Consider the following 12,603-nt stretch of genomic DNA (forward strand, 5'->3'; position numbering starts at 1 on the left):
TTTGCTCTCATTTAATAAAAAAGCCCTTAAAGACGCATTGTTCTTTAAGGGCTTTTTATTTGCAAAAGAATTAGCAATAAGTTACTCAGCTATTTTGGTATTGGTTTCTATGATAACGTTGTTTTGAACTGGTTTTTTAAACGGGAAAAGCTGTCTATAGCTGCCACATCTCCATAGCCATTCTATTGGACCATAATTGTATTTTGAAAGCCACCATTTACTAATAAATAATTGAACTATAAAAACAGAAACTGCTAATGAAAAGTAAAACCAATAAGGCAAGGGATTTCTAATACCTAACCCAATTCCTGAAAAAATAAAAGCAGCGAGTACATTTTGAGTTATATAATTGGTCAGAGTCATTTTTCCGCCGGCACTAAAATATTTGAAGATCGTTTTTAGTTTACCATTTTCGTACAACAAGCATATTCCCGTTGCAATAAAAATCATTGTACTTAAAATAAACCAGTAATAGGGTTGGAAGAATTTAAGGAAGTCAGCTTTGTTTTCAATACCATAATAAAAAGCAATACCAGTTATAACGGCAATAATCAGACTGATTATAAGTATGTATATTAAAAGTTTTTTCATTTTGTTTAAACGATTAAAAAAATCTAATTTTTGAAGCACAACCCCAAAAAGCATACAAGCCAGCATTACAATATGTCCTATAATGGCATAGCCCGGAGAAATGATTTGTTGGTAATAAGAAGCTAATAGATTAAATTTAAAAAAGTCCAGCCAGTTTCCAGAATAATATAATTTTAAATATTCTGGATTGGAGATAATATTTATCCTTTCAAAGTTAAAACCTTTGAGATAAGCCATAAAAAACGGAATGATAAGAACAAGAACAGCACAAATTATACTTAATTTTTTTGCAGAACATTTGTAAAAAAGTAATAATACAAGTCCTAAAAAAGCATAATCTTTTAAGATGTCGCCAAACCAAAAACAAGAATTAATAAAAGCTAAAACAAAAAGTAATAACATTCGCCAGCTAAAAAAGGTTACTGGATTTTTGCCTTTCGAGGCGATATTATTAATTAAAATAGCAAAGCCATAGCCAAACAAGATGGTTAGTAAAGTCCAGGATTTTCCAGAGAAAAAAAACTGATCAAAATTAGTTAGTATTTCAGATAACATACTATTCTCAGGCTCATGTGTTGAATGAATGTGTGGTAAACCGGAATAATTGCCAATTGCAACGCCTAATATGGCCCAGCCTCTGAGAATATCGAGAATAGCAGTTCTTTTGCCTAGTTCAATGGGACGATAAGAATTTGTCATTTGATTAACGTTTTTGTTGTGATTTGATTGGTAATCATGAGATAATTGCGTGTTATTACTAACATAATCAAAAATAATAAAATTATAACGCAATCAGATTTATAAGATGAATAATTATTTTCATTAAACTAAGGGCATTCGTATAAATGTAAAAAGCCCTTAAAGACACATTGTTCTTTAAGGGCTTTTTATTTGCAAAAAAGCTTTAGCAATAAATTACTCTGCTATTTTGGTATTGATTTCTATAGTAACGTTGTTTTGAGTTGGTTTTTTAAATGGGAAAAGTTGTCTATAGCTGGCACATCTCCATAACCATTCTATTGGGCCGTAATTGTATTTAGAAAGCCACCACTTGCTTATAAATAATTGAACAATGAATACAAAAACAGCCAATGAAAAATAAAACCAATAAGGCATTGAGTTTCCAATACCTAAACCAATTCCTGAGAAAATAAGAGCAGCCAGTATGTTCTGAGATATATAATTTGTAAGAGTCATTTTTCCTGCAACCTGAAAATAGCTAAAAACGGTTTTTAGCTTACTGTTTATGTACAATAACGAAATTCCTGTAGCGATAAAAATCATAGTGCTTAAAATGAGCCAATAAAGAGGATGGAAAAATTTAAGAAATCCAGCTTTTTGATTGATTGCAATTGCAAAAAGAGTTCCAATAGTAACAGCACAAAATAAACTAATACAAAGAATACGTTTCAGGAGTTTAGTCTTTTTGTCCAAGTCAACAAAAAAATCTATTTTTTGAAGTAAAAGACCAAATAACATACAAAGGAGCATTACAACATGTGCCGTAATTGCATATCCCGGAACAATTATTTGCTCATGAACAGAAGCTAGTAAATTGAATTTAAAAAAATCTAGTAAATTCCCAGAGTTATATAGCTTTAAGTATTCTGGGTTAGTTGTAATCTCAAGACGTTCCATCTGAAGGCCATTTATGTAAGCCATCAAAAATGGAATTGAAACAAGAAGTACACTACAAATAATTGCTAGAGTTTTTGTTGAGGCTTTGTAAAAAAGCAACAATACAAGCCCTAAAAAAGCGTAATCTTTTAAGATGTCGCCAAACCAGAACGAAGAATTAATAAAAGCCAATATAAAAAGTAAAATCATTCTCCAGGAAAAGAAGGCAACAGGATTTTTGCCTTTACTTGCAATATTGTTGATTAAAATGGCAAAACCATAACCAAATAATACGGTTAATAATGTCCAGGATTTTGCAGCAAAAAAATAGCGATTAATTATTTGGAGAATATCAGAAAAGAGATCGCTATTGATTTTTGAGGGTAAACCAATAAAGAGAAAATCGCTGTAATTGCCAATTGCAACACCTAAAATTGCCCAGCCTCTGAGGATATCGATAATAGCAGTTCTTTTGCTTAGTTCGATAGGATGATAAGAATTTGTCATTTGATTAACGTTTTTGTTGTGATTTGATTGATGATTGTGTGTAAACTATGTGTTATTGTTAACGCGCTCAAAAGTAATAAAATTATAAGGCAATCAGTTTTTATAAGATGAATAATTATTTTTCAATAAATTAAGGGTATTTGTATAAAAGCCCTTAAAGAGGTTGTACTTTAAGGGCTTTTATTTAGAAAATTGTTTTCTTATTAAAATGATTATTTTGCTGCTTCTGCATTGATTTCTGAAGGAGTAGCGTTCTGTTTTTGTTTTTTAAACGGAAACATTTTTCTGTAACTTAATACCCTCCACAACCATTCAACGGGGCCATAATTGAATTTTGAAAGCCACCATTTGCTTATGAATAACTGAATTGTAAAAACTATAATAGCTAAGAAAAAGTAAAACCAATAAGGTAAAGTATTGTAAATTTTGAAGCCAATTCCGGAAAAAAGAAAAGCAGCAAGAATATTTTGCATCATGTAGTTGGTAAGTGTCATTTTACCGCTAACTCTAAAATAGCTAAAAGTTGTTTTCAGTTTTCCGTTCGTATATAATAAACAGATTCCAGACGCAATGCAAACCATTGTATTTATAATTATCCAAAAAACGGGATGAAAATAGGTAAAAGTTATTTTCTGTTTAATTGCAATTTCAAAAAGAACACCAGAAATTATTGCCAGAACAAATGTTACTAAAACAGTTCTTTTTAGTGTGTTTTTAAACTCAGGTAAACGATTAAAAAAGTTGACTTTTTGAGCGTAGAAACCTAAAAGCATAAGGGCAAACATCACAACATGTACCGTAACAGCATAAGCAAGATTAATCATCTCTTGATAATAAGTTCCCAGTAAATTAAATTTGAATACGTCGAACCAGTTATCAGAATAAAATAATTTTAAGTATTTAGCATTAGATTGTACGTCAGGTAATGTTTGTTTTATAGAATGAATATAAGCATTAAGAAACGGAACAGTTAAAAGAAGTATTGCGCAGCTTATAAGTATTGTTTTTTTTGAGCTTTTGTAAAATAATAAAAGGAATAGACCTAAAAAAGCATAGTCTTTTAAGATATCACCCAGCCAAAATGCGGAATTTATAAATGCAAAAATAAACAGGATAAACATTCTCCAGCAAAAAAAATAAACAGGATTTTTTCCTTTATCAGCGACATTATTAATAAGAACAGCAAATCCATATCCAAATAAAACGCTTAATAAAGTCCAAGATTTAGCAGAAAAAAAATACAGATTAAAATAGCTGATGACTTCAGAAAAAACACCTTTTTTTAGAATAAAACGTTCTAATCCGATATATCGAAAATCAACATAATTTCCTATCACGACTCCTAGTAAAGCCCAACCTCTTAAAATATCAACAATAGCTGTTCTTTTATCTTCCTGAATAGGTTGAAGTGAATTTGTCATATAATTAACTGAATTTATAGTTTTTATAAATGATTTTGGTTAATGATGTTGTTGAAAACAAACCAAAAGTATGAAAATTATAAAGCAATCATTTTTTAAATTATAAAATAATATGACCTATGAAAAAGCCCGTTTTTAAAAGAAATTTCTTTTAAAAACGGGCTTTTATCGTATAAAGGGATTATTTATTTTTTGTCACCTAAATGCGCAAGCATGTCTTTTGTCATAGACTCAAGGTTAAAAGTGTGTTTCCAGTCCCAATCTTCTCTAGCCGAACTATCGTCGATACTAGCAGGCCAGCTATCAGCAATTTTCTGACGGAAATCAGGCTCATAAGTAATTGTAAATTCAGGAATATGTTTTTTAATTTCTTCTGCAATTTCAGTAGGAGTAAAACTCATTGCTGCTAAATTGTATGAAGAATGAATTTTGATTTTTTCAGCAGGAGCTTTCATGATATTAATAGTAGCATCAATAGCATCATCCATATACATCATTGGCATTTTTGTTTCGGATGATAAAAAGCATTCGTATTTTTTATCGGCAATAGCTTTGTAAAAAATGTCAACAGCATAATCTGTTGTTCCACCACCAGGAGGTGTAGACCAACTAATTAAACCAGGGTAACGGATGCTACGTACATCGACACCATAGATATTATGGTAGTATTCACACCATCTTTCACCAGCTTGTTTACTAATTCCGTATACAGTCGAAGGTTCCATGATGGTATATTGCGGCGTATTTTCTTTAGGAGTAGTTGGTCCAAAAACAGCAATACTAGATGGCCAGAAAACCTTTTTAATTTTATTTGCTTTGGCTAAATTTAAAACGTGAAACAAAGAGTTCATGTTTAAGTCCCATGCAAAAGCTGGGTTTTTTTCGGCAGTTGCTGATAATAAAGCAGCCATCAAATAAATATCAGTTATTTTATGAACCTCTACGAGGTGCTCGATTTGATTAAAATCTAAAGCATTCACTACTTCAAAAGGACCAGAATTAACAACGTCAGTATTTAATTTACGAATGTCAGATGCAATTACATTTTCTGTTCCGTATAGTTTGCGTAGTTTTTGGGTAAGTTCTGTTCCGATTTGACCGCAAGCGCCAATGATCAATATTTTTGGATTCATGTTATGTTGATTTAGTGTAGCAAAGATAACGATTTCGCAATTATATTTTAATTGACAGATGATTATTTAAAGACTTCTCAAAAAGGATGTTTGTTTCTTAAGATTGTTCATCGGTTTCTGTTTTTAGTAAGTTGATTAAAAACAGTGTGGTAATTTCATAACTTCTTCTTAAAGGGGAATTCGTAATTGTGGATTTACTTTGTAACTTTGTAGCTTAATGTTTGAACCAATGAAATATAGAATATTCCTTTTTCTTCTTTTTGCTTTTCTTTTGAATTCTTGTCAAAATGAGGATGAAAAACGACTTGCCGAAAATAAAAAAGAAGCCAAAAGAAAAGAATTGATTTTTAATAATATCAATAAAGGCTGGGTTTTTTATGATACACCAATTAATACAGTTTCTGAAGAAAATGCAAAAAGTTGGAACGAATGGCGTCAATTCTTAGCCGAATTGGGTGAGAAGCCTAAAAAAACAATTGGTGCTTTTCAGAAAAAATCGAGTGCAATTGCAAAAAGAGCAACGGCATTGAACGATAATATTCCTGCACAATTCAATCAGCCACAAATAAAAAGCAGAATTTCTATCTTGATCACCAAAATAAAAATGATGGATTTGTATATCCATTTAGATAAAATTCCAGATCAAAAAGTCATTTTTTTGATTGGCGATATCAATAAAGAACTCGTTTCTCTAGAAAGACAAATGGATAAAATAGTCGAGAAAAATAAAATTCCGCTTGAAGAAGGAGAATCAGAATTAATGAAAATGATTAAGGATACTGCAAGAGCAATTCCTGATGTGAGTGTGAATCCAAATATTCCTAGAGTTGAGTAAAAGCGCTTTATATACTACGTACGATAATTTGCCGAAAGTACAGCAAATTGCAAATCAATTATTAGAAAACAACGAAGCAAAATTGCATCTTAACGGATTGCTAGGATCGTCGGTTTCATTTGTAATTCGTTCTTTATTTAAGAAATCTGAATTGCCTTTTCTTGTTATTTTGGATAACAAGGAGGAAGCGGCTTATTATCTTAACGATTTGGAACAAATGATTGGAGAGCAGGATGTACTGTTTTATCCTGGATCATATCGTAGACCTTATCAGATAGAAGACACAGATAATGCCAATGTTTTACTTCGCGCCGAAGTATTAAACCGAATTAATTCCCGTAAAAAACCGGCAGTAATTGTATCTTATCCCGAAGCACTTTTTGAAAAAGTAGTGACTCGAAAAGAATTAGATAAAAACACGTTGAAAGTTGCTGTAGGCGATAAAATTTCAATTGATTTTATCAATGAAGTTTTGTTTGAATACGAATTTAAAAGAGTCGATTTTATTACCGAACCCGGAGAGTTTTCGGTTCGTGGAGGAATTGTCGATGTCTTTTCTTTCTCGAATGACAATCCATATCGTATAGAGTTTTTTGGAAATGAAGTCGATAGTATCCGAAGTTTTGATGTTGGAACACAGCTATCTGTGGAAATACATAAAAAAATCATGATAATTCCCAATGTTGAGAATAAACTTTTTCAGGAAAACAGAGAAAGTTTTCTAGATTATATCTCTGCAAGTACGGTGCTTTTTATTCAAGATACAGATGGGCTTTTAAGCCAGCTTGACAAACAATTTACCAGAGCCGAAGAAGCTTACGAGAAATTATCACAAGAAATTAAACGCGCAACACCTGATCAGTTATTCTTAAATCAGTCATCGTTTATTAAAAAGGCTTTGGATTTTTCGATTGTAGAATTGGCTAGTAAACCAATTTTTAAAACGATTAAAAAATATGATTTCCATATACAGCCGCAACCTTCATTTAATAAACAATTTGATTTGTTGCTGAATAATCTTAGTGATAATCATTTTAATGGATATAAGAATTATTTATTCTGTTCGAATGATGCACAGGCAAAACGGTTTCACGATATTTTCGAAACTTTAGACGAAGCCAATTCCGAGAACATTCGCAAGCAATATAATACAGTCGTTTTACCATTGTACCAAGGTTTTATTGATGACGAAAATCAGATTACATGTTATACCGATCATCAGATCTTTGAGCGTTATCATAAATTCAATATTAAAAATGGATATTCTAAAAAACAGAATATCACGCTTAAGGAACTCACCACATTATCTGTTGGTGATTATGTAACGCATATTGATCACGGAATTGGGCGATTTGGAGGTTTACAAAAGATTCAGGTCGAAGGTAAAACACAAGAAGCCATTAAGTTGGTTTATGCCGACAATGATATTGTGTATGTAAGTATTCACTCGCTTCATAAAATCTCCAAATACAACGGAAAAGACGGAACTCCACCTAAAATTTATAAGTTAGGTTCGAACGCCTGGAAGATTTTAAAACAAAAAACCAAAGCACGTGTTAAACATATTGCATTCAATCTTATTCAGCTATATGCTAAAAGGAGATTGGAAAAAGGATTCCAGTTTGCACCAGATAGTTATTTGCAAAATGAATTAGAAAGTTCGTTTATTTATGAAGATACACCCGATCAAACTAAATCAACTCAGGAAGTAAAAGCCGATATGGAAAGCGATCGACCAATGGATCGTTTGGTTTGTGGAGATGTAGGATTTGGTAAAACTGAAGTTGCGATTCGTGCGGCTTTTAAAGCTGTGGATAATAGCAAACAAGTAGCAGTTTTGGTTCCGACAACGATTCTCGCCTACCAACACTATCGTACTTTTTCCGAACGATTGAAAGAAATGCCAGTTTCTATTGGGTATTTAAACCGTTTTAGAACTGCAAAACAAAAAGCACAAACCCTAAAAGATTTAGCAGAAGGGAAACTTGATATTGTAATTGGTACGCATCAGTTGGTAAACAAAAATGTAGTTTTTAAAGATTTAGGATTGCTAATTGTCGATGAGGAACAAAAGTTTGGAGTAAACGTAAAAGACAAGCTTAAAACTATTGCTGCAAATGTTGATACATTGACTTTAACCGCAACGCCAATCCCGAGAACATTACAATTCTCCTTAATGGCAGCGCGAGATTTATCGGTAATTACTACGCCGCCGCCCAATCGTTATCCTATCGAGACCAATGTAGTTGGGTTTAATGAAGAATTGATTCGGGATGCGATTTCGTATGAAATTCAGCGTAACGGACAGGTTTTCTTTATTAATAACCGAATCGAAAATATAAAAGAAGTTGCCGGAATGATTCAGCGATTAGTTCCAAATGCAAGAGTAGGAATTGGTCACGGACAAATGGAAGGAGCTAAGCTAGAGGAATTAATGTTGGCGTTTATGAACGGTGAATTTGATGTTTTGGTTGCTACAACAATTATCGAAAGTGGATTGGATGTACCAAATGCCAATACCATATTTATCAATAATGCCAATAACTTTGGATTATCGGATTTGCATCAAATGCGTGGTCGAGTAGGTAGAAGTAACAAGAAGGCATTCTGTTATTTTATATGCCCGCCATATTCATCTATGACCGAAGACGCTAGAAAACGTATTCAGGCATTAGAACAATTTAGCGAGTTAGGAAGCGGTTTTAACATCGCCATGAAAGATCTTGAAATTCGTGGTGCTGGAGATTTATTAGGAGGTGAACAAAGTGGTTTCATTAATGAAATTGGATTTGATACTTACCAAAAAATCATGAACGAGGCAATCGAAGAATTAAAAGAAAACGAATTCAAAGATTTGTATCCGGAAGAGAACGATATTGAAACCAAGGAATATGTAAAAGATTTACAAATCGATACCGATTTTGAACTCTTGTTTTCTGATGAATACATTAATAATGTCACAGAACGTTTGAGTTTATATAACGAGTTGGGTTCTGTAAAAAATGAAGAGGAACTGGTTGTATTTCAAAACAAATTAATTGACCGTTTCGGTCCAATGCCTCCGCGTGCCAATGCATTGATGAATAGCATCCGTATCAAATGGATTGCTACAAGTGTAGGTATTGAGAAGCTGGTCATGAAAAAAGGCAAAATGATTGGCTATTTCGTTTCAGATCAACAGTCTGATTATTACCAATCCAAGCGTTTTCATAAAATAATAAAATTTGTGCAAACCCACAGTAATCTTTGTCAAATGAAAGAAAAGCAAACTCCAAACGGTTTACGACTTTTATTGACTTTCGAAAATGTAAAATCAACCAAACGAGCTCTCGAATTGATGGAATTATTGGGGGAGTAAACAGAGAAAGTTGCCACGAATTTCACAAAGAATTGTTCATAATGATTTGTGAAAATTTGTGAAATTCGTCGCGAAAACAATAATAAACATTAAGTTTTATTTATCTTTTACTTAAGAAAAGTCTTAGATATAATAGGTTTTCTTTGAATCAAAATTTCAAAGCAAACCCCAATATGCAATATCAATTCATTCTTCTGTTTTTATTTTTTGGATTAACTTCAATTTTCGCTCAGGAAAAGAAACAAATCATTTTAAACGATGCTCTTAAGTCAGAAACTATTGACCCTCTACGTCCCGCAAAAGCAGCTTTTTACTCCGCTATTTTTCCTGGGTTAGGACAGATCTATAATAAAAAGTATTGGAAACTTCCTTTGGTTTATGGTGCAATTGGGACTAGTGCTTATTTTTATATCGATAGTCAGAAAAACTATAATACTTATAGAAACGAATATAAAAACAGACTTGCAGGAAACACAAGCGACTCAGAATATCTAGCTAGACTAAGTGATAGCCAATTAATTTCTGCCCAAAAGCAATTCCAACGAAACAGGGATTTATCAGCTCTATTTATTGTTGGTTTTTATGTTTTAAATATTATCGATGCTAATATTGATGCTGCTTTATCCCAATTTAATATAAGCGAAAAATTAGCTTTTAAACCCGTAATGAATTTCAAGAATGAAAATATGCAATCTAATTTTGGCTTTGCTTTTAGTTATTCTTTTTAAATAAACAAAGGGCGTATGAAAACTTCATACGCCCTTATTAATTTATCAGGATAGAAACGATACCCGATTATTGTAATTAACTATTTGATAATTAATTTTTAAACATGAACTTCTTCTAAAATTTCTTCAAGGAATTGTACCATTTCATCCGCATTTTGTTTGTTGAATGGCATTGGTGGTTTTATTTTTAAAACATTATGCAAAGGACCATCAGTACTTAGCAAATATCCCTTTTCTTTCATTTTTTCGACAACAACATCAATTTCAGGAATTGCAGGCTCCATGGTTGTTCTGTCTTTTACCATTTCGGCACCAATGAATAAACCATGTCCGCGAACATCACTAATAATTGGGAATTTAGCCATTAATCCTTTTAGTAAATCCATAAGATGATTACCAACTTCTAAGGCATGTTGTTGCATTTCCTCATCTTGAATTACTTCTAGAACGGCTAGTCCAGCCGACATTGATACGGGATTACCTCCAAAAGTATTGAAGTATTCCATTCCGTTGTTAAAAGCATCGGCAATTTCGTTTGTTACGATTACTGCTGCAAGCGGATGACCGTTTCCTATAGGTTTTCCTAGTACAACAATATCTGGAACAACATCTTGTAATTCGAATCCCCAGAATTTATCCCCAACTCTTCCAAATCCTACCTGAACTTCATCGGCGATACAAACTCCTCCCGAAGCTCTTACATAATCATATACTGTTTTTAAATAATTTTCTGGTAGCGGGATTTGACCTCCAACACCCAATAAGGTTTCGCAAATAAATACTGCGGGTGATTTATCTTCTTTTTTTAAGTCTTCAATAATTCGTTGTACATCGGCAGCATATTTTTCGCCTGCCCTTGCATCGCCATATTTATAAGGACCTCGATATAGGTCAGGGTTAATAGCTTTGTGAATCCAAGGCATTTGACCAAAGCCTCCTTTGCTATCAAATTTATACGGACTCATTTCCATTGCCACAGTTGAGGTTCCGTGATAGGCATGATCTAATACAATAATGTCTTTTTGCTTAGTAAAGTGGCGACTCATTCGTATAGCAAGGTCATTGGCCTCACTACCAGAGTTTACGAAATAACAAACGCTTAATGACGATGGTAATGTTGCCGTAAGTTTTTCGGCATATTCTAATATAGTATCGTTAAGGTATCTCGTATTTGTATTTAAAGTCGCAATTTGCTTTTGCATTTTCTTTACTACTACAGGATGACAATGACCTACATGAGATGGATTGTTTACACAATCTACAAATGTTCGTCCTTTATCATCATACAAATATTGTAATGCTCCTTTTACGATTTTTAGTTTTTGGTTGTAACCAATGCTTAAATTTCGACCTACATTTTTTTGGCGAGTTTGTAATAAATCCGAATAATCGGAATCATTTATTACACCATCAAATCCGCATGTTTTTCTAAAAACATCCTGAGCTTTTATCGGGTTTATCTTGATGAGTTTGTATAGTAACTCCCAAGCAGGCTTTTCGGTGAGGAAATGATGGACATTATCGCTATTTAGCGATGCGTTATAAGCCGATTGTGTTACGCTTATACAAAGTCTTCCAGCAATTAAATAATACAATAAATCTAATTCTTGTGTTGTAAGTGGATACGTTTCGTGATATCCTTTTACAATAAATGAAGCAGCGGTTAATGGATCGTCACTTTCAAGGATTGCATAGGTACAAGCAATGGCAAGGTTATTAATTAAGGCAGAATAAACCATATCGCCAAAATCAATCAAACCAGTTGTTTTTTCTTCCTGAGCCATCACGTTACAATCATTGGCATCATTATGAATGTATGCATGCCGTAGCTGATGTATTTGCGGAAGCACCTCGGTGTCAAATTGTAAAAGGAAATACCCTGCAATTCGTCTTCGTTCGTGATTGGTAATGTATTTCAGTTTTTCATTAGCATCACTAGCTCTGCTAATGTCCCAAGTGTAATGACGATGCATTGCCGGATGAGAAAAATCCTGAAGCGATTTATCCATATTGCCCATGAAAGCCCCTAAATTATAGAGCGCAGTATTTGATTTTTTTGGTTGTTCATACCAAAAAGTACCTTCAAGAAAACTAAGGATTCGTATGTAATACGTTTTGTTATCTCTGATGATTTGAGTTAAAGCTTCTCCGTTTTTATTGGTAGAAAACTGCTGAAAATTTTCAGCTAATGGGCTTTTGCTTAAATGCTGGATGATTTTAACCTGTGCTTCCAAAAATGGAAACGACTGATTTTCATCGGAAAGTTTTAAAATATACTTCTGATTTTTTTCATCGGTTAAGATAAAGTTCAATTCATCATAACCGTCTAATGCTTTTACGGTAGCGGATAATCCATAATGTTCTATCGCTAATTGCTGAATGTCTGTTTCTGAAAAAATCATTGGTATTGTTT

Annotated in this window: 8 protein-coding genes; 3 read left to right on the plus strand and 5 right to left on the minus strand. The window is 32.9% G+C overall.

The genetic code is table 11. The features are described 5' to 3' along the window. Window positions 1-81: 81 nt before the first annotated feature. From OIU83_RS10035 to OIU83_RS10050, 4 genes are all read right to left on the minus strand, one after another. The gene (locus OIU83_RS10035; RefSeq protein ID WP_264206121.1) at window positions 82-1,290 is read right to left on the minus strand and encodes a DUF418 domain-containing protein; all 1,209 of its coding nucleotides are present in this window, start codon (window positions 1,288-1,290) and stop codon (window positions 82-84) included. A 216-nt stretch (window positions 1,291-1,506) separates the two neighbouring features. Then, on the minus strand, window positions 1,507-2,715 hold the full coding sequence (locus OIU83_RS10040) for a DUF418 domain-containing protein (RefSeq protein WP_264206122.1): 1,209 nt from the start codon (window positions 2,713-2,715) through the stop codon (window positions 1,507-1,509). Between the two features lie 212 nt (window positions 2,716-2,927). Further along, a complete protein-coding gene (locus tag OIU83_RS10045; RefSeq protein WP_264206123.1) occupies window positions 2,928-4,136 on the minus strand; it encodes a DUF418 domain-containing protein in 1,209 nt (402 codons plus the stop codon). A 185-nt stretch (window positions 4,137-4,321) separates the two neighbouring features. Beyond that, entirely contained in the window at window positions 4,322-5,269 is a 948-nt protein-coding gene (locus tag OIU83_RS10050; protein ID WP_264206124.1) for an L-threonine 3-dehydrogenase, read from the minus strand. A 229-nt stretch (window positions 5,270-5,498) separates the two neighbouring features. Between OIU83_RS10050 and OIU83_RS10055 the strand changes: the two genes are divergently transcribed. The 3 genes from OIU83_RS10055 (at window position 5,499) to OIU83_RS10065 (ending at window position 10,190) form a co-directional block, all read left to right on the plus strand. After that, window positions 5,499-6,104 carry a hypothetical protein gene (locus OIU83_RS10055; protein ID WP_264206125.1) on the plus strand — a complete coding sequence of 202 codons (606 nt, stop codon included), beginning with the start codon at window positions 5,499-5,501 and terminating at the stop codon, window positions 6,102-6,104. Then, window positions 6,097-9,462: a transcription-repair coupling factor gene (mfd, locus tag OIU83_RS10060; RefSeq protein ID WP_264206126.1), complete on the plus strand. Its 3,366-nt coding sequence runs from the start codon at window positions 6,097-6,099 to the stop codon at window positions 9,460-9,462. Before OIU83_RS10055 ends, mfd begins: the two co-directional genes overlap by 8 nt. A gap of 173 nt (window positions 9,463-9,635) precedes the next feature. Beyond that, entirely contained in the window at window positions 9,636-10,190 is a 555-nt protein-coding gene (locus OIU83_RS10065; protein WP_264206127.1) for a DUF5683 domain-containing protein, read from the plus strand. Window positions 10,191-10,288: 98 nt separating this feature from the next. Here OIU83_RS10065 and OIU83_RS10070 read toward each other — a convergent pair whose 3' ends face one another. Next, the gene (locus OIU83_RS10070; protein WP_264206128.1) at window positions 10,289-12,592 is read right to left on the minus strand and encodes an aminotransferase class III-fold pyridoxal phosphate-dependent enzyme; all 2,304 of its coding nucleotides are present in this window, start codon (window positions 12,590-12,592) and stop codon (window positions 10,289-10,291) included. Window positions 12,593-12,603: the final 11 nt, after the last annotated feature.

It is taken from the genome of Flavobacterium shii (genome assembly GCF_025847235.1).
GTDB classification, from domain to species: Bacteria; Bacteroidota; Bacteroidia; order Flavobacteriales; family Flavobacteriaceae; genus Flavobacterium; species Flavobacterium shii.

What these genes read in the sequence shown, in the direction of transcription:
- OIU83_RS10050 (WP_264206124.1), bottom strand. Translation starts at nt 5,269, where the DNA reads ATGAATCCAAAAATATTGATCATTGGCGCTTGCGGTCAAATCGGAACA.
- OIU83_RS10055 (WP_264206125.1), top strand. Translation starts at nt 5,499, where the DNA reads ATGAAATATAGAATATTCCTTTTTCTTCTTTTTGCTTTTCTTTTGAAT.
- OIU83_RS10065 (WP_264206127.1), top strand. Translation starts at nt 9,636, where the DNA reads ATGCAATATCAATTCATTCTTCTGTTTTTATTTTTTGGATTAACTTCA.
- OIU83_RS10070 (WP_264206128.1), bottom strand. Translation starts at nt 12,592, where the DNA reads ATGATTTTTTCAGAAACAGACATTCAGCAATTAGCGATAGAACATTAT.
- OIU83_RS10040 (WP_264206122.1), bottom strand. Translation starts at nt 2,715, where the DNA reads ATGACAAATTCTTATCATCCTATCGAACTAAGCAAAAGAACTGCTATT.
- OIU83_RS10045 (WP_264206123.1), bottom strand. Translation starts at nt 4,136, where the DNA reads ATGACAAATTCACTTCAACCTATTCAGGAAGATAAAAGAACAGCTATT.
- OIU83_RS10035 (WP_264206121.1), bottom strand. Translation starts at nt 1,290, where the DNA reads ATGACAAATTCTTATCGTCCCATTGAACTAGGCAAAAGAACTGCTATT.